The 23,278-nt window shown below is 66.7% G+C and carries 21 protein-coding genes and 2 pseudogenes; 16 read left to right on the forward strand and 7 right to left on the reverse strand.

The window, feature by feature from the left end; translation table 11 throughout:
• Positions 1–38: 38 nt before the first annotated feature.
• The 3 genes from T428_RS36180 to T428_RS0119650 all read left to right on the forward strand — a co-directional run bounded on the left by T428_RS36180 (position 39) and on the right by T428_RS0119650 (position 1,792).
• Entirely contained in the window at positions 39–197 is a 159-nt protein-coding gene (locus tag T428_RS36180) for a hypothetical protein (RefSeq protein ID WP_245604993.1), read from the forward strand.
• Positions 198–221: 24 nt separating this feature from the next.
• Positions 222–1,070 carry an LCP family protein gene (locus T428_RS29605; protein ID WP_245604994.1) on the forward strand — a complete coding sequence of 283 codons (849 nt, stop codon included), beginning with the start codon at positions 222–224 and terminating at the stop codon, positions 1,068–1,070.
• Between the two features lie 164 nt (positions 1,071–1,234).
• A complete protein-coding gene (locus tag T428_RS0119650) occupies positions 1,235–1,792 on the forward strand; it encodes a ferritin (protein ID WP_025737833.1) in 558 nt (185 codons plus the stop codon).
• Here T428_RS0119650 and T428_RS0119655 read toward each other — a convergent pair.
• Together T428_RS0119655 and T428_RS0119660 are read right to left on the reverse strand one after the other, a co-directional pair.
• Positions 1,789–2,613 (reverse strand): glycerophosphodiester phosphodiesterase, encoded by an 825-nt coding sequence (locus T428_RS0119655; protein ID WP_025737834.1) that lies wholly within the window; start codon positions 2,611–2,613, stop codon positions 1,789–1,791. The genes T428_RS0119650 and T428_RS0119655 overlap by 4 nt on opposite strands.
• Positions 2,614–2,617: 4 nt before the next feature.
• On the reverse strand, positions 2,618–3,664 hold the full coding sequence (locus T428_RS0119660) for a DUF4328 domain-containing protein (protein WP_084298800.1): 1,047 nt from the start codon (positions 3,662–3,664) through the stop codon (positions 2,618–2,620).
• A gap of 472 nt (positions 3,665–4,136) precedes the next feature.
• Between T428_RS0119660 and T428_RS33315 the strand changes: the two genes are divergently transcribed.
• From T428_RS33315 to rraA, 10 genes are all read left to right on the forward strand, one after another.
• Positions 4,137–4,286: a hypothetical protein gene (locus T428_RS33315; protein ID WP_169733677.1), complete on the forward strand. Its 150-nt coding sequence runs from the start codon at positions 4,137–4,139 to the stop codon at positions 4,284–4,286.
• Positions 4,287–4,450: 164 nt separating this feature from the next.
• Positions 4,451–5,074, forward strand: coding sequence for a superoxide dismutase (locus tag T428_RS0119670; RefSeq protein ID WP_025737836.1), 624 nt, complete (start codon positions 4,451–4,453; stop codon positions 5,072–5,074).
• A 156-nt stretch (positions 5,075–5,230) separates the two neighbouring features.
• Entirely contained in the window at positions 5,231–5,794 is a 564-nt protein-coding gene (locus tag T428_RS0119675; protein WP_051465289.1) for a hypothetical protein, read from the forward strand.
• A gap of 254 nt (positions 5,795–6,048) precedes the next feature.
• Positions 6,049–6,741: a TMEM165/GDT1 family protein gene (locus T428_RS0119680; protein WP_025737838.1), complete on the forward strand. Its 693-nt coding sequence runs from the start codon at positions 6,049–6,051 to the stop codon at positions 6,739–6,741.
• A gap of 455 nt (positions 6,742–7,196) precedes the next feature.
• On the forward strand, positions 7,197–7,595 hold the full coding sequence (locus T428_RS0119685) for a helix-turn-helix transcriptional regulator (RefSeq protein ID WP_025737839.1): 399 nt from the start codon (positions 7,197–7,199) through the stop codon (positions 7,593–7,595).
• Positions 7,596–7,710: 115 nt separating this feature from the next.
• Entirely contained in the window at positions 7,711–8,367 is a 657-nt protein-coding gene (locus T428_RS0119690; RefSeq protein WP_025737840.1) for a DUF6474 family protein, read from the forward strand.
• A gap of 15 nt (positions 8,368–8,382) precedes the next feature.
• On the forward strand, positions 8,383–9,048 hold the full coding sequence (locus T428_RS0119695) for a YcnI family protein (RefSeq protein WP_025737841.1): 666 nt from the start codon (positions 8,383–8,385) through the stop codon (positions 9,046–9,048).
• The gene (locus T428_RS0119700; RefSeq protein ID WP_025737842.1) at positions 9,045–9,557 is read left to right on the forward strand and encodes a copper resistance CopC family protein; all 513 of its coding nucleotides are present in this window, start codon (positions 9,045–9,047) and stop codon (positions 9,555–9,557) included. Before T428_RS0119695 ends, T428_RS0119700 begins: the two co-directional genes overlap by 4 nt.
• A 104-nt stretch (positions 9,558–9,661) precedes the next feature.
• On the forward strand, positions 9,662–10,033 hold the full coding sequence (locus T428_RS0119705) for an Rv3852 family protein (RefSeq protein WP_025737843.1): 372 nt from the start codon (positions 9,662–9,664) through the stop codon (positions 10,031–10,033).
• Positions 10,033–10,506 carry a ribonuclease E activity regulator RraA gene (gene rraA, locus T428_RS0119710; RefSeq protein WP_025737844.1) on the forward strand — a complete coding sequence of 158 codons (474 nt, stop codon included), beginning with the start codon at positions 10,033–10,035 and terminating at the stop codon, positions 10,504–10,506. The genes T428_RS0119705 and rraA overlap by 1 nt, the downstream gene beginning before the upstream one ends.
• A gap of 3 nt (positions 10,507–10,509) precedes the next feature.
• Here rraA and T428_RS0119715 read toward each other — a convergent pair whose 3' ends face one another.
• Positions 10,510–11,979 carry a flavin-containing monooxygenase gene (locus T428_RS0119715; protein WP_025737845.1) on the reverse strand — a complete coding sequence of 490 codons (1,470 nt, stop codon included), beginning with the start codon at positions 11,977–11,979 and terminating at the stop codon, positions 10,510–10,512.
• A gap of 77 nt (positions 11,980–12,056) precedes the next feature.
• Here T428_RS0119715 and T428_RS0119720 point away from each other — a divergent pair, with 77 nt between their 5' ends.
• Together T428_RS0119720 and dinB are read left to right on the forward strand one after the other, a co-directional pair.
• On the forward strand, positions 12,057–12,698 hold the full coding sequence (locus T428_RS0119720) for a TetR/AcrR family transcriptional regulator (RefSeq protein ID WP_025737846.1): 642 nt from the start codon (positions 12,057–12,059) through the stop codon (positions 12,696–12,698).
• Positions 12,699–12,721: 23 nt separating this feature from the next.
• Positions 12,722–13,921, forward strand: a pseudogene (dinB, locus tag T428_RS29610) (DNA polymerase IV).
• 45 nt (positions 13,922–13,966) lie between these two features.
• Here dinB and T428_RS0119730 read toward each other — a convergent pair.
• Together T428_RS0119730 and T428_RS29615 are read right to left on the reverse strand one after the other, a co-directional pair.
• On the reverse strand, positions 13,967–14,974 hold the full coding sequence (locus T428_RS0119730; protein ID WP_025737847.1) for a PHP domain-containing protein: 1,008 nt from the start codon (positions 14,972–14,974) through the stop codon (positions 13,967–13,969).
• Between the two features lie 21 nt (positions 14,975–14,995).
• Positions 14,996–15,444 (reverse strand): annotated as a pseudogene (locus tag T428_RS29615) (hypothetical protein).
• A gap of 51 nt (positions 15,445–15,495) precedes the next feature.
• On the opposite strand from T428_RS29615, the gene T428_RS0119740 reads away from it, so the two are divergent.
• Positions 15,496–16,350, forward strand: coding sequence for an LLM class F420-dependent oxidoreductase (locus T428_RS0119740; protein ID WP_025737848.1), 855 nt, complete (start codon positions 15,496–15,498; stop codon positions 16,348–16,350).
• A 341-nt stretch (positions 16,351–16,691) separates the two neighbouring features.
• Here T428_RS0119740 and T428_RS0119745 read toward each other — a convergent pair whose 3' ends face one another.
• Entirely contained in the window at positions 16,692–18,158 is a 1,467-nt protein-coding gene (locus T428_RS0119745; protein WP_025737849.1) for a glutamate synthase subunit beta, read from the reverse strand.
• Positions 18,151–22,746 (reverse strand): glutamate synthase large subunit, encoded by a 4,596-nt coding sequence (gene gltB, locus T428_RS0119750; protein WP_025737850.1) that lies wholly within the window; start codon positions 22,744–22,746, stop codon positions 18,151–18,153. The genes T428_RS0119745 and gltB overlap by 8 nt, the downstream gene beginning before the upstream one ends.
• Between the last annotated feature and the right edge of the window lie 532 nt (positions 22,747–23,278).

Below are 23,278 nucleotides of genomic sequence, written 5' to 3' on the forward strand. Positions count from 1 at the left end.
GCACCGCTACCAGGATCCGTCGGCCCACCGACGAGACCGTGCCGCTTCCCCGCGTCGCGCGGCCGGTGCACCGGTCCGACCTGCCCGGCGTGCACCGCAAGCGCAAAAAGCGCCGCTGGGGCCGGGTCGTCGCGTCGACGTTGCTGGTCGGTGTGCTGCTGGCCAGCGCCGTCGTGGTGGGCGGCGGCTGGTGGTAAGACACGACGCTGCATCGCAAGGCGGTGTTGACGGGCTACGCCGGCCGGCCCGCGTCCGGTCGCGGCACCAACTGGCTGCTCGTCGGCTCGGACAGCCGCGCAGGCCTGTCCGCCCAACAGCAGGAGGACCTGGCCACCGGCGGCGACGTGGGCAGCACTCGCACCGACACCATCCTGCTGATTCACCTCCCCGCGCCCGCGTCGCGCACCCCGACGACCATGGTGTCGATACCGCGCGACTCGTTCGTGCCGATCCCGGGGCACGGCAAGGACAAGATCAACTCCGCGTTCGGGATCGGCGGGGCAGCTTTGCTGACCCAGACGGTGAAGCAGGCCACCGGCCTGCGCCTGGACCACTACGCCGAGATCGGATTCGGCGGGTTCGCGAATCTGGTGGACGCCCTCGGCGGCATCACGGTCTGCCCGACCGCACCGGTCGGCGACCCACTGGCCAGCATCGACCTGCCCGCCGGCTGCCAGACGCTGCACGGGCGCACCGCACTCGGGTACGTCCGGACCCGTAACACCCCGCGCGCGGACCTGGACCGGATGGTCAACCAGCGGCAGTTCGTCTCGGCGCTGCTGCGGCGCGCCGCCAGCCCGTCGGTGTGGCTCAACCCGTGGCGGTGGTATGCGGTGCCGCACGCCGCGGCCGACGCGCTGACGGTCGACGACGGCGATCACGTGTGGGACCTGGCCCGGCTGGGTTGGGCACTGCGCGGATCCACCACCACGCTGACCGTTCCAATCGGCGACTTCACCAGCAACAGCTCCGGCTCGGTGGTGGTGTGGAACCACGAAGTGGCGAGCAGGCTGTTCGACGCGCTGGCCGCCGACGAACCGGTGCCCGCCGCCGCGCTCGACGGACAATGATTTTCCGACACTAATACACGGCGCAATTCTCCGAAATGCGCTCAGCGTAATCCAGCCTTTCTATACCTCGGTAGACCAGGCCTTAACAAATAGCGGCCGTGCGGCTTTTTTGAGTCGCTCCGGTACGCTTTGCAATGGCCTACGAGCTGCGCTAAGCTACTGCCATGACGGAGACCGGCACTTACAAGTCTAAGTTCCACTCATTACTCCAGGAACAGATTTCTCATGAATTCACGAGCTCTCAGCAATACGTTGCAATTGCCGTTTATTTCAGCGCTGCCGAACTGCCACAATTAGCGAAGCATTTTTACGGCCGGGCGCTCGAGGAACGCAATCACGCCATGATGCTGGTGCAGCATCTGCTGGACCGCGACGTGCCGGTCGAGATCACCGGCGTCGCCGCGGTGCGCAATCAGTTCGACCAACCGCGCGACGCGCTGGTGCTGGCCCTCGAGCAGGAACGAGTCGTCACCGACCAGATAACCCAGCTGGCGCGGGTGGCCCGCGACGAGGGCGATTACCTCGGCGAACAGTTCATGCAGTGGTTCCTGCAGGAGCAGGTCGAAGAGGTAGCGGTGATGAAGACGCTGGTGACGGTGTCGGATCGGGCGGGAGCCAACCTCTTCGACTTGGAGAACTTCGTCGCCCGCGAGGTGGCCACGCAAGGCATCAGCGCCAGCGCCCCACCGGCCGCGGGCGGCTATCTCGTCTCGCCGGTCTAGCCCCTGTTGTCGAGGGTCCGCGCGGTTTCCAGCCAGGTTTTGGTGCGGCCGGGGTGATTGGTGGCGATCCAGGCCACCCCGACGTCGCGGCAGAAGTCGACGTCGTCGTACCCGTCGACGGTCCAGCAGTACACGGCCCGGCCCTGGGCGGCGGCGCGATCCACCAGCTGCGGATAGTCTTTCAGCGCGTCGAGCGACGGCCCGACGGCGGTGGCCCCGACGGCGGTGGCCGCGCTGCTGGTGAGGTAGCGAGCGTTCCGGCCGAGCAGCACCGTCGGCAGCAGCGGTGCCGCCCGCCGGATTCGCCAGACGGCCGCGGCCGAAAACGACATCACCACCGCACGGGAGCGGTCCGCGGAGGCCGGCGAGGCGATGCCGTAGCGGTGCAGTAACGCCAGTAGCTTGCTTTCCACCAGCGAGCCGTACCGGACCGGATGCTTGGTCTCGATGAAGATCTTCACCGGCCGGTTCCAGTCGAGCACCAGCGATACCAGCGCATCCAGCGTCAGCAGGCTGGTGTCACCGTGGGTACCGTCGGGCCGCCAGCTGTCGTGCCAAGCACCGAATTCGAACTCGCGCAGCTGAGCGAGGGTCATCGTGCTGACCAGCCCGGCCCCGGTCGAGGTCCGGTCCAATCGGCGGTCGTGCACACACACCAAATGTCCGTCGCGGGTCAGCCGCACGTCGCACTCCACGCCGTCGGCGCCCTCTTTGAGGGCCAGGTCGTAGGCGGCCGGCGTGTGTTCGGGGCGAGCGGCCGAGGCGCCGCGGTGGGCAACGACAAACGGATGCCCAGCGACCACCTCGTCGGCCCACGTCATACCCCTATGCTGCCGGTTCCTCCCCCTTCAACTCAACCGGAGCAGCCGGCGACTCGCCGGGCCGATCCGGGAGATCCGGGGGCACCACGACCCAGCGATGCGCGGGCCGGGCGACGGGTTTGCGTTCGAATCCCTCGAAAACCCGGGCGATGGCGGCCAGCGTCGCGGCCGCGATCAGGTACCCGAAGACCATCAGGACGATGTTGTTCGCGACGCCCTGCGGATCGGTGGCAAAGCTGGTGATCATGGCCCAGATCGACACCGCGTAGCTGAAGATCCAGGCGATCCACCACTGCAGAATCGGACGGCGGACCCGGCCGTAGTGGTCGTCGAGAATGGCCAGCTCGATGACGTAGACCGGGGCCCAGAACAGGTTGGCCAGCGGGACGGCGCAGCCGGCCCACAACGCGCGGACCGAGCGATGATCGGACAGGCCGTAATGCGCGAACACCGCCGCCCGTCGGGCGATCAGCCACCGGATCAGGAACACGCCCGAGGTGATCAGCGCGCCGAGCGCCGCCACACTGGCCAACATTCCCAACCAGTCCGCGGCCGCCGCCACCACCGAGTTCAGCAGGGTCTTGCGGTTGTAGACCAACAGCGCATACCGGGCGACGTACGCCAGCGCCGCACCGCCCAGCGCGAGCACGCTGATGAACAGCACCAGGCGCACCATCGCGGCCGACGGTCCCGCCGGGGGCACACCGACGGCGCCGGCCGGGGTCTGCTCGACGCGGTCGACCAACCCCCAACACGGAATCGCCGTGTAGCGGGGTGTGGGGCCCAGTGCCCGCCGTCGCCGCCGCGGGGGAGGCGCGGCGCCCGGACGCACCGCGATCCACCGCAAGCCCGGCGGTAACCGCGGCGGGGTTCGATGCGGCGCGGCCTGCCGAGCGGGCACCGCCGGGCCGGCGTGCGTACTCCAGCGCGGGTCGGCCGCCGACACGTCAGGCAGCGGCGCGAGCAGCGCGCCGCGACAGCGGGGGCACCACTCGCGGCGACGTTGGCGCACGTTCCACCGAGTGCCGCACGCCGAGCATACCTGGATCACCGGACCAGCGTAGCCCCGGCAGGGGCGCGCGGGGCCGCCCCGTCGCGCGCATTAATCGGCCGTCGGCAGCTGTTGCGGAGGTCACAGCTACCTCATGGCTATCCACAGTTTCCACAGGTTTATCCACATGGGCGGCGGGGTTCAGAGGCAATCAATCAGCCACTTGCGGTTAACCCCGGCCCCAGCTGTGGATAATTACCGGGCTTTTTCGGCACGCCATCGACAGGCCAGCAGGTAGCCGAGCGAATTGGCCGCCGTTGCAACCCGATCGGATCCACGCCCTCGAAGCCGGCGCTCGCCTGCGGCCCGGCCGGGGTCTCGTCCCCACCGGACGACGTGAACCCGCAGTTCACGGCGCTGCTGGCGGGGACATTTCTCAACCTCATCACGAGGGGTTATGATCGCCATCACTAAAAATGTTGTGACTCACCTCACTCGCGAGTGACCGAAAGGTGAAAGGCGATTGATGGCAATGCACTCGTTCGGTCCGGGTTGCCCGGCCGCGTCGAACTCGTATTCCGGATCGCCTGCCTGGAGCCACAGTTACAGCGTCGCGGCGCTGCGCGGCGGGCTGATCGCGTTCGCGTTGCTCGCGGTGCTCGCGCTCATCGTCTTGTCTTGATTCTTTTCTCTTGAAACCCGGCCGAGCGGGTACTCCGGTTACCGGTCCCTAGGGGTCATCCTTGCGGCGCGTGCAGTCATGGAGCAGGGTTGATTACGCTGAGCCTGTCGCGTGGCGGACTCCGTGCGAATGCGCGTTAAGACGATATCGAGGAAAGGAATGCCGTGGCTGAATACACCCTGCCCGATTTGGACTGGGACTACGCAGCGCTGGAACCACACATCTCCGGTCAGATCAACGAGATCCACCACAGCAAGCACCATGCGACTTACGTCAAAGGCTTGAACGACGCGATTGCCAAACTCGAAGACGCTCGGGCCAATGACGACCACGCCGCGATCTTCCTGAACGAGAAGAACCTCGCGTTCCACTTGGGCGGCCACGTCAACCACTCGATCTGGTGGAAGAACCTGTCGCCGAACGGCGGGGACAAGCCGACCGGGGACCTCGCCGCCGCGATCGACGAGCAGTTCGGATCGTTCGACAAGTTCCGCGCTCAGTTCAGCGCGGCTGCCAACGGCCTGCAGGGCTCGGGCTGGGCAGTGCTCGGCTATGACACCCTCGATGACCGGTTGCTGACCTTCCAGCTGTACGACCAGCAGGCCAACGTGCCGTTGGGCATCATCCCGCTGCTGCAGGTCGACATGTGGGAGCACGCCTTTTACCTGCAGTACAAGAACGTCAAGGCCGACTACGTCAAGGCGTTCTGGAATGTCGTCAACTGGGAAGACGTGCAGTCACGCTACGCGGCCGCGACGTCGAAGACTCAGGGCTTGATTTTCGGCTGATTCAAACCGGTAGGGACGGGCGTCACGCGGATCGCGTGGCGCCCTTGCCTTTCCCCGGTTGCCGCGCTCGCCGGAAGGTCGGCGGCCGCGGCCGTGTCGAGTTGCACCGGGTCTAAACCGCAGGCATTCTTAATTATTCGAGCTACCAGCGTGGTTATATCGAATCAGGCGTCGCGCGGAGGTCGAGATGGAACTGGTTCAGGCCAGCCGATAGGGGTTGCCCCCTTCCATGCTCGAGGTGCCCTGAAAGGGTTCGTGATCTCTGGCCGTTGGCCCGACTCGACCAAAGAATGGGCGCAATTGTTGATGGTGGCCGTGCGGGTCGCCTCATTGCCCGGATTGCTTTCCACTACAACGGCATTCGGCGCCCGCGAAGAATTGCCCGACGAGCCCGAACCAGACACCGTCGGCCTGGTGCTGGCCGAGGGCACCGTGTTCGGTGAATCAGCAATCCAGCCAGGCTATTTCGCGGACCATCAACCGCCAGCATTGCTGATGCTGCATCCCCCGTCGGAGACCACGCCGTCGTTGCCGGAATGCACGGGAGCGGCGTCGGGCTGCGTCCTGCTGCCGGGGTTGCCGTATCTGGGATTGGAGCACCGGGCAGCCTGGGTCGAAGCCGAGGCCGACAGCACCATCACGTCGATGGTGAGCCGCGTCGGCGTCGACCCCATCAGCCATCCCGACACCGCGATTCTGGCCATGCTGCTTGCGGCATAAGGGATTTCAAACGTTTTAGTTCGACTACCGAGTCCACAGATACGGGTGTCCGAACTTTGCTGCCTGCTGGCGTGCTGTCGATTTGACCGCTAACCTGAGACCGTTAGCGAAGGGGAGTAGCCCCAAATCGTCGTGTCGACATACTGGCGAATAGACCGGCCGGCGAACCGATCCGGCAGATCGGTGGGCGAGACCTTCGACCGGTGTTCGATGACCGCAGCGGTTATCGACGACGCGTCGAAAGGTCACCCAAGATGCTTGCCGCCACACTTTTGAGTCTCGGAGTGGTCTTTCTCGCCGAACTGGGCGACAGGTCTCCACTCATCACGATGACCTACGCGTTGCGGTTCCGGTGGTGGGTGGTGCTGCCCGGGGTGACGATCGCCGCCCTTTTCGTGCACGGGATTTCGGTGGCGATCGGTCACCTCCTCGGCGCCACACTGCCGGCGCGGCCGATGGCCTTCGCCTCCGCGATCGCGTTCCTGATTTTCGCCGGGTGGGCATGGCGCGAAGGCACCGCCGACGAAGAGGTGTCGAACGCACCCCAGCCCCGCTTCGTATTACTGACCGTGGTGTCGTCGTTCGCACTCGCCGAACTGAGTGACAAGACGACCTTGGCGACCGTGACACTGGCCAGCGATCGCGACTGGGCCGGCGTCTGGATCGGCAGCACCCTGGGCATGGTCTTGGCCGACGCGCTCGCGATCGGGGCCGGGATGCTGCTACACCGACGCCTGCCCCAGCAGCTGCTGCACCTGTTGGCCAGCATGCTGTTCCTCGAGTTCGGCCTGTGGATGCTGTTCGACGGCGCGCTCGGCTGGCGATCGGTGGCCATCGCTACCACCGTGGCGGTGGCACTGGCGGCCGTTTCCACGGCCACGGCGCAAACTCTGCGGCGACGCCGCAGCGACGCTTGTCTCGCCGGGAGGCCGCCGGAAACCGTCTAGGATCCAGCGGCACCGAGTCGCGCCGGGCGACCTGGCCCGGCAGTCGCCCCCAGTGGTATCTCTGAGGGCGATTTGGTGCACCCTCACCCTCTAACAGAGGCCGAAATCGGACCGGACAGCAAAGTAGCCTTTCGATAGGTTTTTTCTAACAGCCCGTTGCGAGATATCCGCCCGACACCATCCGGCCAGACCCTGCGCTACCGCGGGGCGCCGCGCTGAAGCACTCGACTACCAGACTTGCTTTCTGCGGATAACCTGTGAGTTTTGTTCGCTTTATGGACACTGCCGTCATTTAGTTGGACGCTCGACACGTGTGGATGCAGCGAACGCCTGGGCCGCCATCAGCGAACCCACCCCCCTTTGCACCTGGTTGCGGACTCGAAGACTCGCTACCATGGTCAGCAAATACACTTAGGTAATAGTTTCACTTCTACAGCCCAGTGGAGGTCATATTGATGAGCACGACGTTTGCCGCCCGCCTGAACCGCTTGTTCGACACGGTGTATCCACCCGGACGCGGGCCGCACACCTCTGCGGAGGTGATCGCGGCACTCAAGGCGGAGGGCATCACGATGTCGGCTCCCTACCTGTCGCAGCTACGCTCCGGCAATCGCACGAACCCGTCGTCGGCCACCATGGCCGCGCTGGCCAACTTCTTCCGCATCAAGGCGGCCTACTTCACCGACGACGAGTACTACGAAAAGCTCGACAAGGAGCTGACGTGGATGTCGACGATGCGCGATGACGGGGTACGCCGCATCGCCCTGCGCGCCGCCGGGCTGTCCCCGCAGGCGCAGCAGGACATCGTCGAGCACGTCGACGAACTGCGCCGCGCCGAACACCTCGACGCCTAGCCCGATCGCGGCCCGCCCTGTTGGGCTGCCGCCGGCGTGGTCCGATTAGGGTTGGCCTCACGGATCGTGTACACGCGACAGCGATAGTCCACAAGACACCGGGAGGCGGCCGGGAATGGGCCTGTTTCGCAAGCGAAAGACTCGCGCCACACGCCGTGCCGAAGCCCGGGCGATCAAGGCTCGAGCCAAGTTGGAAGCCAAGCTCGCCGCCAAGAACCAGGCGCGCAGGTTCAAGGCCGAGTGCCGCGCCGCCGACAAGGCCCTCAAGGCGCAGATCAAGTCGCAGCGTGACAGTGACCGCGCGGCGTTGAAAGTCGCCGAGACCGAACTCAAAGCCGCGCGCGAGGGCAAGCTGTTGTCGCCGACGCGAATCCGGCGGGTGCTCACGGTGTCGCGACTGTTGGCACCGATCCTGACGCCGGTGATCTACCGCGCGGCGATGTCCGTCCGCGCGGTGATCGACCAGCGGCGCGCGGATCAACTCGGGATACCGCTGGCGCAGATCGGCCAATTCTCCGGACATGGCGCGCAACTGTCGGCGCGCATCGCCGGCTCGGAGAAGTCATTGCGCATGGTGCAGGACAAGAAGCCCCAGGATGCCGAGACCAAGCAGTTCGTGGCCGCCATCTCCGAGCGGCTCACCGATTTGTCGGCCGCGGTGACCGCAGCGGAGAACATGCCGGCCGCGCGCCGGCGCGCGGCGCACTCGGCGATCTCGACCCAGCTCGACGGCATCGAGGCAGATCTGATGGCTCGGCTCGGACTGACCTGAAAGTAGTGTTCTGACATGCCATTCCGCGACAGGTGGATCTCGCGTGCCCTGGTTGTCGGTTCCGCGGCCGCCGCGCTGTACGCCGGCGCGGCCAGTGTCACGGCGGCGGCGCACGTCCACGCCAGCAGTGACAATGCGGCCCGCGGAGCGATGGCGATCGTCACTTTCCAGGTGCCCAACGAATCCGACAAGGGCGCCGCGACCACGGCACTGACCGTCACGCTTCCGAATGTCGCGTCCGCGCGCACCGAAGCCATGCCCGGGTGGACGGCCAAGCTGGACCGCGACGCGGCATCGGGCACCGTGCGATCGGTGACGTGGACGGCCGCCCCGGGCGGCGGCATCGGCGCCGACCAGTTCGCGCTGTTCCGTATCTCGGTGAAGCTGCCCGACACCGATACCGTCAGCTTCCCCGCCACCCAGAGCTACGCGGACGGCACGGTCGTCAAGTGGGATCAGCAGCCGCTGCCGGGCGGCGGTGAACCCGAGCATCCGGCGCCCATGCTGACCCTCGGCGCCGGGCCGGCCGGCCCGCATGAGCACCACCACCCGGGCACGTCCACCGACCACGGCGGCGCGGCGACGTCAGGGGACAACATCGCGCGCGTGCTCGGCGGGGCCGCCCTGGTGGTCGCCGCCCTCGGCATAGCCCTGGTGCTGGTCCGCCGCCCCAGGATATGAGGCGGCTGGTCGTCGTCGCCTGGGCGGGCCTGCTGCTGGCCGGCACGCTGTCCCTCGCCGCGCTGACGGCGCCGGTCGCGGCGGCCCACGCCACCCGGGTGTCGGCCGAGCCCGCCGACGGTGCGGCACTCACGACCGGCCCGGACCGGGTCAGCGCGACCTTCAACGAGCGATTGCAGACCACCTTCGCGACCATGACCGTCGTCGGACCGGACGGCAACGTCTGGTCCACCGGAGACACCACCGTGCAGGGCGCGATCGTCGGCGTCGCGGTGCGCCCACTGGGACCGGCGGGCAGCTACACGGTGAACTACCGGGTGACGTCCGCCGACGGCCATGTGGTGTCCGGGTCCTGGACGTTTCGGCTGACGGTGGCCGGTACCGGCACGCCGGGACCCGCCGCCGCTAGGAGCGACTCCGGCCACGACCTGCCCGTCTGGCCGTTTGTCGCGGCGGCCGCCGGGATCGTCGGCGCGGCCCTGTTGTGGACCGTGCGCCGCAAGGCCTGATGCCCTGGTCGGCGGGGCCTGATCGCCCGGGCTGGCATGATGGGGTCCGAGTAACTTTTGGTGGCGCTAGCAATGCCGAGAGCAAGCTGCGAAGGAGCGGCCGCATGGCAGACCCTCAAGACCAGCCCGACCGCGAGGCCAACGGCGCGGCGACGCCGCCGGCGAAGACGCCGCCCGCCAAGGCCGCCCAAAAAGCACCCGCCAAAAAAGCACCGGCCAAGAAAGCACCCGCGAAGGCGCCGGCCGGCAGCCCCGCGCCCACGCCACCAAAACCGCCACAGCCGCCCAATGGCGAAATCGCCGCTGCCGCCAAAGATGCCGCGGCGCAGGCGAAGTCTACCGTGGACGGCGCCAACAACCCGGTCTCCGCGAACATACCGCAGTCGGCGCCAGCCCAGTCGTATGTGCCAGTGGTGGTCGCTGTCGCGCTGAGCCTGCTCGCGATCCTGCTCATCCGTCAGCTGCGGCGCCGCTGATGAGCGTGTCGTTTGAGGCGACGGCCGACCTGGTCGATCGCATCGGGCCCGACGTCCGCAGCTGTGACCTTCAGTTCCGCCAGTTCGGCGGCCGTTCCGAATTCGCCGGGCCGATCAGCACCGTGCGCTGCTTCCAGGACAACGCCCTGCTGAAATCCGTTCTGTCACAACCGGGTGAGGGCGGGGTGCTGGTAGTCGACGGCGCAGGTTCGCTGCACACCGCCCTGGTCGGGGACCTCATCGCCGAACTCGGCCGGTCCAACGGCTGGACGGGATTGATCATCAACGGCGCGGTGCGCGACGCCGCGGCATTGCGCGACATCGACATCGGCATCAAGGCGCTGGGCACCAATCCCCGCAAGAGCGGCAAGAGTGGCGTCGGCGAGCGCGACGTCGAGGTCAGCCTCGGTGGGGTGACGTTCGTGCCCGGCGAGATCGCCTACAGCGACGACGACGGCATCGTCGTGGTCTAGACGCTAAACCGATACTGGCACACGCTTTTTCGTGAAGCGCAGGCCCTCGTCGTTGACCTTGCCGCGACGGATCGTGCGCATGTCGAACAAATAGTTCTGCTTGAGCCGCCACGGCGCGCGTGATCCCGACTTGGGCAGCAGGTGCACCGACCGCTGGAAGTAGCCCGGGCTGAAGTCCATGAACGGCAGTTCCTTGACGTCCTTGCCGGGCTGCTGCGGCTCGACGTTGTCAAAGCCGTTGGCGTCCATGTAGTTCAGCAGGCGGCACACGAATTCGGAGACCAGGTCGGCCTTCAGCGTCCAGGATGCGTTGGTGTAACCGAAGGTGATGGCGAAGTTCGGCACGCCGGAGAACATCAGGCCCTTGTATGTCATCAACGACGTGAGGTCGAAAGGCTGGCCGTTGCGGGTGGGCTGCACGCCGCCCAGCAACTGCATGTTCAAACCCGTTGCGGTGACGATGATGTCGGCCTGCAGCTCCTCGCCGGAGCTCAGGTTGATCCCGGTCTTGGTGAACCGGTCGATGGTGTCGGTGACCACGTCGGCCTTGCCGTGCCGGATGGCCCGGAAGAAGTCCCCGTCGGGGGCCAGGCACAGCCGCTGGTCCCACACGTTGTAGCTCGGCCCGAAGTGCTTCTCGACGTCGTAGCCTTCCGGCAGGCGCCGCTGCGCCATCGTCATCAGCAGGTTGCGCATGTAGGCGGGCCGCTTACGGGCCAGCTGGTACTGAAAAGTGCTGAAAAGGATGGCTTTCCAGCGATTCGCCAGGTGGGCCAGGCGGTCCGGCAGCAGCCGGTTGGCCCGCACCGCGAACGGGTCGACACCGGGTAGTGAGCCGATGTAGGTCGGTGAGCGCTGCAGCATCGTCACGTGGCCGGAGCCGGAATTCACCAGCGCGGGGATCAGCGTGATCGCCGTCGCACCCGACCCGATCACGACGATCTTCTTGCCCGCATAGTCGAGGTCTTCCGGCCAGTGTTGCGGATGGACGATGGTGCCCTCGAAGTCCTCGGAGCCGGGGAAGGTCGGCGAATAGCCCTCGTCGTAGTTGTAGTAACCGGTACAGGCCAACAAGAACGAACAGGTGATCTCACGCTGTTGGCCGTCGCTCTCGACGGTCAGGGTCCAGTGGTTGTGGGCGTCGGACCAATCGGCGGCCACGACGCGCTGACGGTAGCGGATGTGCTGCTCGATGCCGTTCTCGACCGCGGCTTCCTTGATGTAGGTCTTGATGTCGGCGCCGTCGGCGATCGACTTCGCCGAGCGCCACGGCTTGAACCGGAACCCGAGGGTGAACATGTCCGAGTCGGACCGGATGCCCGGGTATTTGAACAGGTCCCAGGTGCCGCCGAGGTCGTCGCGACGCTCCAGGATGGCGTAGCTCTTGGTCGGGCAGCGGTCCTGCAGATGCCAGGCCGCGCTCACGCCGGAGATGCCTGCGCCCACGATGATGACGTCCAGGTGCTCAGTCATGTGACCCAGGCTATCAATGCTATGTCGAGGTAGTCAACATACTGTCGAAACCATCGACTGTGTGTAAAGTAGCGGGTGTGACAACCGCCGGCCAGACTCGCGCCCTGCGCGGCCGTCGCGCCCTGCGTCCGTCGGGCGACGACCGTGAACAGGCGATCCTCGCGACCGCCGAGCGGCTCCTCGAAGAGCGTTCACTCGCTGACATCTCGGTCGATGACCTGGCCAAAGGCGCCGGCATCTCGCGTCCGACGTTCTACTTCTATTTCAAGTCCAAAGAGGCGGTGCTGCTGTCGCTGCTCGAGCCGGTCATCGCGCGCGCCGATTCCGAATTCGACGGCGCGGTGCAGCGGCTGCCGACCGACCCGCGCCGGGTGTGGCGCAACGGTATCAAGGCGTTCTTCACCGCGTTCAGCACTCATCGCGCGGTGGCCCGCACCGCCACCGAGGCCCTGGCCACCAGCGCGGAGCTGCGCACGGTGTGGTCGGGCTTCATGCAGAAATGGATCGACCAAACGGCGGCCATGATCACCGCCGAACGGGAACGCGGCGCCGCGCCGCACACCATCCCGGCGGCGGACCTGGCGACGTCGCTGAACCAGATGAACGAGCGCACGATGATGGCCGCGCTGTCTGCCGAGACCCCGGCGGTGGCGGCCGAGCGGGTGGTCGACACCCTCACGCACGTCTGGCTCAGCAGCATCTACGGCGAATCGGGCTAGCTGTCACGATCGCGTGCGAACATGTGTTCGTGCGGTGTGAGGCATCCATCCTGCACGCGGACCTGGACTCATTCTACGCGTCCGTGGAACAGCGCGACGATCCGACGCTGCGTGGTCGCCCGGTGATCGTGGGCGGCGGCGTCGTGCTGGCCGCCAGTTACGAGGCCAAGGCCTATGGCGTGCGCACGGCGATGGGTGGCCGCTAGGCCCGCCGGCCGTGACCCGGCGCCGTCGTGGTGCCGCCGCGGATGTCGGCCTATTCGCGGGCCAGCGACGCGGTCTTCGGGGTGTTCCGGGACGCCACGCCGATCGTGGAGCCGTTGTCGGTGGACGAGGCGTTCCTCGACGTGGGCGGCCTGCGCCGGGTGTCGGGCCCGCCAATCCAGATCGCGGCGCAGCTGCGAGCCGACGTGCGCGAGCGGGTCGGCCTGCCGATCACCGTCGGCGTCGCACGCACCAAGGTCTTGGCCAAGGTCGCCAGCCAGGAGGCCAAGCCGGACGGGCTGTTGCTGGTGGCACCCGATCAGGAACTGGCGTTTCTGCGGCCCCTGCCGGTGCGACGGTTGTGGGGCGTGGGCGCGGTGACCGCCGACAAGCTGCACGGTTACGGCATCACGACCGTGGCCGAGGTCGCCGAGCTCAGCGAGTCGACATTGGCCTCGCTGCTGGGCGTCGCGATGGGCCGTCGACTGTATGCGCTGTCGCGCAACATCGACCGGCGCCGGGTCGACACCGGCGTGCGACGGCGCTCGGTGGGTGCCCAGCGGGCGTTGGGCCGGGCCGGAAATCGCATGTCCGCCAACGAGATCGACGCGGTGGTAGTCAACCTGATCGACCGCATCACCGCCCGGATGCGCGCCGCCGGACGCACGGGCCGCACCGTGGTATTGCGGCTGCGCTTCGACGACTTCATCCGGGCGACCCGGTCCCGCACCTTGCCGTGGGCGACGTCGTCGACGCAGCCCATTCTGGCCGCTGCCCGGCAGCTGGTCGCCTCGGCCGCACCCGCGATCGCACAACGCGGGTTGACGTTGCTCGGGTTCGCGGTGTCGGGCATCGACCGCAGCGGCGCCCAGCAGCTGATGCTGCCGTTTGACGCCAATTCGCTTGCGGTCGACGCCGCGGTCGACCAGGTGCGCCGGCGCTTCGGCAAATCCGCGCTTACCCGCGGGGTGTTGATCGGGCGCGATTCGGGCATGGAGATGCCACATCTGCCCGACTGACGATTCCTGCCCGCCCAAACCGTCCAGCCGTACGCGCGGAAGCGCTCAGCGGGATCCCGTCCACGCCAGCAGCGTGTCGGCCGGCCAGCTGTTGACGATCCGGTCGACCGGAACGCCGGCGTCCAGTGCGCGCTGGGCGCCATACCCCAGGAAGTCCAACTGGCCGGGGGCGTGTGCGTCGGTGTCGATGCTGAACACGCAGCCGATTTCCATTGCCAGGTTCAGCAGCCGGGTCGGCGGGTCGCGGCGTTCGGGACGGGAGTTGATCTCCACCGCGGTGCCGTGGTCCCGGCAGGCGGTGAAGACCGCCTCGGCGTCGAACTTCGATTCCGGCCGGATGCCGCGGTTGCCGGCAACCAGCCGGCCGGTGCAGTGGCCCAGCACGTCGGCGTGCCCGTCGGAGACCGCGCGAACCATCCGGCGGGTCATCGCCGCCGCATCCATCGACAGTTTGGAGTGCACGCTGGCCACCACGACGTCGAGGCGTTCCAGCAGCTCGGGCTCCTGGTCCAGGCTGCCGTCCTCGAGGATGTCGACCTCGATACCGGTGAGGATGCGCATCGGCGCGAACTGGTCCCGCAGCCCCTCGATCACGTCGAGCTGCTTGCGCAGCCGCTCCGGCGACAGCCCGTTGGCAATCGTCAGACGCGGCGAGTGATCGGTCAACGCGCAGTACTCATGGCCCAGGGCCACCGCGGTGGCCATCATCTCTTCGATCGGGGCCGACCCGTCCGACCAGTTCGAATGCAGATGAAGATCGCCGCGTAACGCGGCACGCACCTCGCCGCCACCGAGATCGGTTGCCTCAGCACGTAATTCGACCAACGCGTCGGGCTCCTGGCCGGCCCAGGCCTGGGCGATGACCTTGGCGGTCTTGGGTCCGATGCCCGGCAACGTCTGCCAACTGTTGGCCTGCCCATGACGCTCGCGCTCGGCGTCGTCCAGTCGTTCGACGATGTCGGCGGCGTTGCGATACGCCTTGACACGCTTGGGGTCCTGGCGGCTGCGGTCCTTGTAGTAGGCGATCTGCCGAAGTGCGGCTACCGGGTCCATGGCTCCAGTGTGCCCGGCCGCTCAGCACAGCTGCCCGGCGATGAACCCGGCGAACACCACCCCGAAGCCGCCGATCTCACCGACGATCAGCAGGGCCATCAACACCCCGGTCCCCGCACCGGGTTCTCGAATTGGTTGACGATGTCGCGACGCGCACCGTGTTCGATGTAGGCCGCGATCGCCGCGACGAAGAAGAACACGACGACCAGCGCCGCGGTCAGGTTGACCGAAGTCGGCCAGGCGCTGAGTTCGACGAAGACCGCAAGCAGCAACGTCGCGAACGACAGCAACGTCGCGAACGAGTAGAGCAACGCCGCCCGGTGGGCGATATCGACGTAAGGATGCGCCCGGTGGTCCTCGGACGTCATGATCTGCCGGTACTTCCATACGCCGAGAACCAGTGTGAGCAAAAAGATCAGGCCGGCGCAGAGCAGGGTGATCTTGGTGTCGAGCCCGAGCGCGGTGGTCATCGTCCGCACGAGTTTAGTTGCGCTTCATAAACTTCGACTACCGTCGATGACATGCGATTCGCGTTCAAAACCTCATCGCAAAACACCACCTGGGCCGGCATGCTTGCCGTCTGGCAGGCCGCCGACGATATCGACGTGTTCGAGTCCGGGTGGACGTTCGACCACTTCTACCCGATCTTTTCGGACAGCACCGGGCCGTGCCTGGAGGGCTGGACCACGCTCACCGCGCTGGCGCAGGCGACCAAGCGGCTGCGGCTGGGCACGTTGGTGACCGGCATCCACTACCGCCATTCCGCGGTCCTGGCGAATATGGCGGCGGCCCTCGACGTCATCTCCGACGGGCGGCTCGAACTCGGCATCGGCGCCGGCTGGAACGAGGAGGAGTCCGGCGCCTGCGGCATCGAGCTGGGCAGCATCCGGGAGCGGTTCGACCGGTTCGAGGAAGCGTGCCAGGTGCTGATCAGCCTGCTCAGCCAGGAGAGCACCAACTTCGACGGCAAGTACTACCAGCTCAAAGACGCCCACAACGAGCCCAAGGGGCCGCAGCGACCGCACCCGCCCATCTGCATCGGTGGCAGCGGGGAGAAGCGCACGCTGCCGCTCACCGCCCGCTATGCCCAGCACTGGAACTTCGTCGGCGGGACGCCCGAGGAATTCGGCCGCAAGCGCGACGTGCTCGCGGCGCGCTGCGCGGACATCGGACGCGACCCGAAGGAGATCACCCTGTCGGCCCACGTTCGCCTCGGCGAGGACCTCGACTACGCCCAGGTCATCGACACCGCGGCGGGGCTCGGCGCCGAGGGACTCGACCTGGCAATCGTGTACCTGCCCCCACCGCACGACCCGGCCGTCCTGCAGCGGTTGGCCGAGGCGATCCAGGATTCGGGGCTGTTGTCGGGGAGATGACGGTTCGGTAACGCCGAGCAAACTCGTCGTAGAACCGGGGCGGAGGCGATTGGGTTGTCAGACCCCGAAGAGCACTAGCTCCTCGGCGGTAACCAGACGCTCCTGCTTAGCGGGAAATTCGCGGCTTTTCACCGGGTGACGAAACCATGACCAGGCCATTCGCCCCACCCGCGAACGAGGTACTGGGTTCACATGCACAGTGACCACTCCTGCGATCGATCTGCTCCATCGTGCCTTCGCTGTGACGAAGTACACGAGTCGTTATTAGACACCCGCTCGCTGGCAAACTGCGGGAGACTCGCCGAACAAATGTCGGCGTGTTTCTAGTGTGACTGGTGTGACTACTGAAGCGGTACTGCCGTCGGTTTGATGGGCGCGGGAAGCGCCGTTGACCCCATCAAATACCGGTCCACACCCGCGGCGGCGGCCCTGCCCTCGGCGATCGCCCAGACGATCAGCGACTGACCCCGGCCCATGTCCCCGGCAACGAAAACGCCGGGCACCGAGGTCTCGTAATCGGCGCCGCGCGCGACGTTCCCACGGTCGGTGAGCTTCACGTCGAGGTCGGTGAGCAGACCTTCCTTCTCCGGCCCGACGAAACCCATCGCCAGCAGCACCAAATCCGCCTCGAGCTCGAAATCGGAGCCCTCGACCTTGACGAACTTGCCGTCCTGCATCGTCACTTCGTGCACCTTGAGCGCGCACACGTGCCCGTCCTTGCCGACGAACTCCTCGGTGTTCACCGAGAACACCCGCTCGCCGCCCTCCTCGTGTGCCGACGAGACGCGGTACATCAGCGGGTAGGTCGGCCACGGCGTGGACTCCGCGCGCGCCTCCGGCGGCCGCGGCATGATCTCGAACTGGTGCACGCGGGCGGCACCCTGTCGGTGCGCGGTGCCCAGGCAGTCGGCGCCGGTGTCGCCGCCGCCGATGATGACGACCCTCTTGCCCTTGGCAGTGATCGGCGGCTCGCCGTCCTCGCCGAGAACGTCGTCGCCCTCCTGTACGCGGTTACCCCACGGCAGGTATTCCATCGCCTGATGGATGCCGTCCAATTCACGCCCCGGAATCGGTAGGTCACGCCAGGCGGTGGCACCGCCGGCCAGCACCACCGCGTCGAAGTCGGCGAGCAGCTGCTGCGCGGTCGGGTCGACGCCGACGTTGACGCCGGCGCGGAATTCGGTTCCCTCCGCGCGCATTTGGTCCAGTCGCCGGTCGAGGACGCGCTTTTCCATCTTGAATTCCGGAATGCCGTAACGCAGCAGTCCGCCGATGCGGTCGGCCCGTTCGAACACGGTGACGGCGTGTCCGGCCCGGGTGAGCTGCTGGGCAGCGGCCAATCCGGCCGGGCCCGAACCGATTACGGCCACGGTCTTGCCCGTCAGCTTCGTCGGCGGCTTCGGCCCGACGAAGCCCGCGTCGAAGGCGTGGTCGATGATCTCCAGCTCGATCTGCTTGATCGTCACCGGATCCTGGTTGATGCCCAGTACGCAAGCCGGTTCGCACGGCGCCGGGCACAGCCGGCCGGTGAAGTCGGGGAAGTTGTTGGTGGCGTGCAGCCGCTCGATCGCGTCGCGCCACCGGCCCCTGCGCACCAGGTCGTTCCACTCCGGGATCAAGTTGCCCAGCGGACAGCCATTGTGGCAGAAGGGAATACCGCAGTCCATGCAACGGGTCGCCTGCTCGCGCAGGGTGTCGTCGTTGAACTCCTGGTAGACCTCCTTCCAATCCTTCAACCGCAGCGGGACAGGCCGCCGTTGCGGCAGTTCCCGATGCGTGTACTTGAGGAACCCAGTCGGATCAGCCATGCGCCGCCGCCATAATCGCCTTGTCGACATCGTTCCCGTCGCGCTCCGCTTCGGCGATCGCCTGCAACACCCTCTTGTAGTCGCGCGGCATCACCTTGACGAAATGCCGCTGCTGCCCGCGCCAGTCTGCCAGAATCCGCTGTCCGACAGCGGAATCCGTCGCATCGACGTGTGCCTGGATGATGCCGTGCAAGAACTCCGCGTCATCGCTGTCGAGAGCCTCGAGGTCCACCATCTCGGTGTTGAGGTTCTGCGGCAGTTTCTCGTCGGGGTCGTACACGTAGGCGACGCCGCCGGACATACCGGCCGCGAAGTTGCGGCCCGTGTGGCCCAGGATCACGACTCGGCCACCGGTCATGTACTCGCAACCGTGATCGCCGACACCCTCGACCACCGCGTGGGCACCGGAGTTGCGGACCGCGAACCGTTCGCCAACCACGCCGCGCAGGAAGGCCTCGCCGCTGGTGGCGCCGAACAAGATCACGTTGCCGCCGATGATGTTCTCCTCGGCGACGTAGTCCAGCGGCGCGTTGTCTGACGGGCGCACCACGATCCGGCCACCCGACAAGCCCTTGCCCACGTAATCGTTGGCGTCGCCGTATACCCGCAGGGTGATGCCCTTGGGTACGAAGGCGCCGAAGCTGTTGCCCGCCGACCCGTCGAAGGTGATGTCGATCGTGCCGTCGGGCAAGCCTTGACCTCCATAGGCTTTCGTCAGCTCGTGGCCGAGCATGGTGCCCACCGTGCGGTTGATGTTGCTGATGGTCGTGGAGAACCGGACCGGTTTGCCGGAATCCAGTGCCTCACGGCTCATCACGATCAATTGCTGATCCAGCGCCTTGTCCAGGCCGTGGTCCTGGCGCGAGCTGCAGTACAGGTCCTGGTTCATGAACGCGGACTCCGGCTCGTGCAGCACCGGGGCCAGATCCAGCTTGTGCGCCTTCCAGTGCGCGCGCGCCAGCGTGGTGTCCAGCGAACCCACCTGGCCGACGGCCTCGTTGAAGGTGCGGAAGCCCAACTGCGCCATGTACTCCCGGACCTCTTCGGCGATGAACATGAAGAAGTTCTCGACGAACTCCGGCTTGCCGGTGAAGCGTTCCCGCAGCAGCGGGTTCTGCGTGGCCACACCCACCGGGCAGGTGTCGAGGTGGCACACCCGCATCATGATGCAGCCCGCGACGACCAGCGGAGCGGTGGCGAAACCGAACTCCTCGGCACCCAGCAGTGCGCCGATCATCACGTCGCGTCCGGTCTTGAGCTGCCCGTCCACCTGGACCACGATCCGGTCGCGTAATCCGTTGAGCAGCAAAGTCTGCTGCGTCTCGGCCAGCCCCAGCTCCCACGGCGCACCCGCGTGCTTCTGCGAGGTGAGCGGGGTGGCACCGGTACCGCCGTCGTGGCCCGAGATCAGCACGACATCCGCATGCGCCTTGGACACACCCGCCGCGACAGTGCCGACGCCGTTCTCGGAGACGAGCTTGACGTGCACGCGCGCGGACGGGTTGGCGTTCTTCAGGTCGTGGATCAGCTGCGCCAGATCCTCGATCGAGTAGATGTCGTGGTGCGGCGGCGGCGAGATCAGACCGACGCCGGGCGTGGAGTGCCGGACTTCGGCCACCCACGGGTACACCTTGTGGCCCGGAAGTTGGCCGCCCTCACCGGGTTTGGCGCCCTGGGCCATCTTGATCTGGATGTCGGAGCAGTTGGTCAGATAGTGCGAAGTGACGCCGAACCGCGCCGACGCGACCTGCTTGATCGCGCTGCGGCGCCAATCTCCGCTTGCGTCGGGCTCGAAACGCTTGGCGTCCTCGCCGCCCTCACCGCTGTTGGATCGCCCGCCCAGCCGGTTCATCGCGATGGCGAGCGTCTCGTGCGCCTCGGCGGAGATCGACCCGTAGCTCATCGCCCCGGTGGAGAACCGTTTGACGATCTCGCTGGCGGGCTCTACCTCGTCCAGCGGCACCGGGGGGCGCACATTGGCGCGGAATTTCAGCAATCCGCGCAGCGACGCCATCCGTTCGCTCTGGTCGTCGACCAGGCGGGTGTAGTCTTTGAAGATCTTGTACTGGCCGGTGCGGGTCGCGTGCTGCAGCTTGAACACGGTCTCCGGGTTGAACAGGTGGTACTCGCCCTCACGGCGCCACTGGTACTCCCCGCCCACCTCGAGTTCGCGGTGCGCGCGCTCGGCGGGCCGGTCCAGGTAGGCCAGCGCGTGCCGCGCCGCGACGTCGGCGGCGATGTCGTCCAGCGTGATGCCACCGGTCGGGCAGGCCAGCCCGGTGAAGTACTCGTCGAGCACGTCCTCGGAGACGCCGATGGCCTGGAACAGCTGGGCGCCGGTGTAGGAGGCCAACGTCGAAATGCCCATCTTGGACATGACTTTCAGCACACCCTTGCCGGCGGCCTTCACATAGTTGTTCAACGCCTTGTCGCGGTTGATCCCGTCTTCCAAACTATCCAGGACGCCGCGGTCGAGCATGTCCTCGATCGACTCGAACGCCAGGTACGGGTTGACCGCCGCGGCGCCGCAGCCGATCAGCATCGCCATGTGGTGCACCTCGCGGGCGTCACCGGATTCGACCACCAGACCCACATGGGTGCGGGTCCGATCCCGCACCAGGTGGTGGTGCACACCGGCGACGGCGAGCAGCGACGGTATCGGTGCCATCTGCTCGTTGGAATCGCGGTCGGACAAAATGATGACCCGGGCGCCCTCGGCGATCGCGGCCGACGCCTGCGCGCGCACGTCTTCCAGTGCGGCGGCCAGCCCGGCGCCACCCTCGGCGACCGAGTACAGACAGCGGATCACCTTGGAGCGCATGCCATGTGGGCGGCCGTTGACCTCGTCGTCCGGGTTGAGGTTGACCAGCTTGGCCAGCTCGTGGTTACGCAGAATCGGCTGCCGCAACACGATCTGGTGGCACGAGAACTCGTCCGGGCTGAGCAGGTCACGCTCCCCGCCGGTAGTGCCCTGCAGGCTGGTCACCACCTCTTCGCGGATGGCGTCCAGCGGCGGGTTCGTCACCTGTGCGAACAGCTGGTGGAAGTAGTCGTAAAGCATCCGGGGACGCTGCGACAACACCGCGACCGGGGTATCGGTGCCCATCGACCCGATCGGCTCGGCACCGGTGCGCACCATCGGCGCCACCAGCAGGTTGAGTTCCTCGTAGGTGTAGCCAAAAGCTAACTGCCGCATCACAAGTCGGTCGTGCGCCATCCGCACGTAGTTGCCCTGGGGCAGCGATTCCAGCGGAACGAGGTTCTTGTCGAGCCACTCCTGGTACGGGTGTTCGGCAGCCAGCTCGGCCTTGATCTCCTCGTCAGACACGATGCGGCCTAAGGTGGTGTCCACTAGGAACATCCGGCCCGGCTGCAGACGCAGCCGCTGCACCACCGTCGACGGGTCCAGGTCCAAGACCCCCGCCTCGGACGCCATCGCGACCAAGCCGTCGTCGGTGACCCAGATGCGTGATGGGCGAAGACCATTGCGGTCCAGCACGGCGCCCACGATGGTGCCATCGGTAAACGTCATCGACGCCGGGCCGTCCCACGGTTCCATCAGCGATGCGTGGTACTCGTAGAACGCCCGTCGCGCCGGGTCCATCGATTCGTTGCGTTCCCAGGCCTCGGGAATCATCATCAGCACCGCGTGCGGCAGGCTGCGCCCGCCCAAGTGCAGCAATTCCAGCGCCTCGTCGAAACGCGCGGTGTCCGACGCGCCCGGGGTACAGATCGGGAACAACTTCTCCAAATCCTCGACCGACCCGAAGATATCGGTCTTCATCAACGCCTCGCGGGCACGCATCCAGTTCTCGTTGCCGGTGACGGTGTTGATCTCGCCGTTGTGGGCGATACGCCGGAACGGATGCGCCAGCGGCCAGGACGGGAAGGTGTTGGTCGAGAAACGGGAGTGCACGATGCCCAGCGCGCTGGTCATCCGATCGTCTTGCAGGTCAAGGTAGAACGCCTTGAGCTGCGGCGTGGTCAGCATGCCCTTGTAGACCATCGTCCGACCGGACAGGCTTGGGAAGTAAACGGTTTCGCGGCCCGGCCCGTCCTGGCCCGGTCCCTTGGTACCGAGTTCGTGCTCGGCGCGCTTGCGCACGACGTAGCAGCGGCGCTCCAGCGTCATGTCCGAGGCTCCGGCCAAGAACACCTGCCGGAAGGTGGGCATCGCGTCGCGGGACAGCGCCCCCAGCGACGAGTCGTCGGTGGGCACGTTGCGCCAGCCCAGCACCGTCAGGCCCTCGGCCTCGGCGATCTTCTCCACCGCCGCGCAGGCCGCCGCGGCATCCTTGGACGATTGCGGCAAAAATGCGATGCCGGTGGCATAGCTGCCCGGATCGGGGAGCTCGAAGTCGACGACTGCGCGCAGGAACGCATCCGGGACCTGAATGAGAATGCCGGCGCCGTCACCGCTGCGCGGTTCGGCACCCTGCGCGCCACGATGTTCGAGATTGACCAGTGCGATGATCACCTTGTCGACGATGTCGCGGCTACGGCGGCCGTGCATGTCGACGACCATGGCTACCCCGCACGAATCGTGCTCGTACGCGGGGTTATACAACCCAACGCGCGTGGGCGTCATATGCACCTGCCTTCACGATGAACTTGCTGCGCGGCCGTTTTCAGTGGCTCCGACGGGGCCGCACCCAGGGTTGCGGGCTGACCCCTTCGGTCTTGTCGATAGGCTGTCTCCCAGGCAGGCTGTCTCCCAGGCGGAAAATGATCCGATGGGGGAATCGTTCCGTGCGGCGCTGAACGGTGGCGTGTACCCAGTCTCGACAAGTCGTAAAACGATATGACAAAAACCGCCTGACATGCCAACTTCGCCAAGTCTAACCCGGTGGGTAGCGGCGGCGTAAATTCGCTGAACGCGACGGCCGATAACGCGGGAATGCGCTTGGACCACCGACGATACACGTGTGACAGCGCGGGCCCGAACAGGCCGGGCACCCGGACCCAACGCACCCGTAAGTTTGCTGTGGCCGCGGCCCCGCGGCGCCTCCGGGATGACCGGCATCACAGTGTTCTTCGGCAGCCTCGCCGCGGATTGGGATACGGCGTGGCAGCCACTCCGCAGACACCCGTCGCCGCCATGCGCGGCAGACGCTCCGGGC

Source organism: Mycobacterium genavense ATCC 51234 (assembly GCF_000526915.1).
Taxonomy (GTDB): domain Bacteria; phylum Actinomycetota; class Actinomycetes; order Mycobacteriales; family Mycobacteriaceae; genus Mycobacterium; species Mycobacterium genavense.

What these genes read in the sequence shown, in the direction of transcription:
- T428_RS0119685 (WP_025737839.1), top strand. Translation starts at nt 7,197, where the DNA reads ATGAGCACGACGTTTGCCGCCCGCCTGAACCGCTTGTTCGACACGGTG.
- T428_RS33315 (WP_169733677.1), top strand. Translation starts at nt 4,137, where the DNA reads ATGCACTCGTTCGGTCCGGGTTGCCCGGCCGCGTCGAACTCGTATTCC.
- T428_RS0119695 (WP_025737841.1), top strand. Translation starts at nt 8,383, where the DNA reads ATGCCATTCCGCGACAGGTGGATCTCGCGTGCCCTGGTTGTCGGTTCC.
- T428_RS0119690 (WP_025737840.1), top strand. Translation starts at nt 7,711, where the DNA reads ATGGGCCTGTTTCGCAAGCGAAAGACTCGCGCCACACGCCGTGCCGAA.
- T428_RS0119745 (WP_025737849.1), bottom strand. Translation starts at nt 18,158, where the DNA reads ATGGCTGATCCGACTGGGTTCCTCAAGTACACGCATCGGGAACTGCCG.
- T428_RS0119680 (WP_025737838.1), top strand. Translation starts at nt 6,049, where the DNA reads ATGCTTGCCGCCACACTTTTGAGTCTCGGAGTGGTCTTTCTCGCCGAA.
- T428_RS0119650 (WP_025737833.1), top strand. Translation starts at nt 1,235, where the DNA reads ATGACGGAGACCGGCACTTACAAGTCTAAGTTCCACTCATTACTCCAG.
- T428_RS0119740 (WP_025737848.1), top strand. Translation starts at nt 15,496, where the DNA reads ATGCGATTCGCGTTCAAAACCTCATCGCAAAACACCACCTGGGCCGGC.
- gltB (WP_025737850.1), bottom strand. Translation starts at nt 22,746, where the DNA reads ATGACGCCCACGCGCGTTGGGTTGTATAACCCCGCGTACGAGCACGAT.
- rraA (WP_025737844.1), top strand. Translation starts at nt 10,033, where the DNA reads ATGAGCGTGTCGTTTGAGGCGACGGCCGACCTGGTCGATCGCATCGGG.
- T428_RS0119730 (WP_025737847.1), bottom strand. Translation starts at nt 14,974, where the DNA reads ATGGACCCGGTAGCCGCACTTCGGCAGATCGCCTACTACAAGGACCGC.
- T428_RS0119700 (WP_025737842.1), top strand. Translation starts at nt 9,045, where the DNA reads ATGAGGCGGCTGGTCGTCGTCGCCTGGGCGGGCCTGCTGCTGGCCGGC.
- T428_RS0119705 (WP_025737843.1), top strand. Translation starts at nt 9,662, where the DNA reads ATGGCAGACCCTCAAGACCAGCCCGACCGCGAGGCCAACGGCGCGGCG.
- T428_RS0119655 (WP_025737834.1), bottom strand. Translation starts at nt 2,613, where the DNA reads ATGACGTGGGCCGACGAGGTGGTCGCTGGGCATCCGTTTGTCGTTGCC.
- T428_RS0119715 (WP_025737845.1), bottom strand. Translation starts at nt 11,979, where the DNA reads ATGACTGAGCACCTGGACGTCATCATCGTGGGCGCAGGCATCTCCGGC.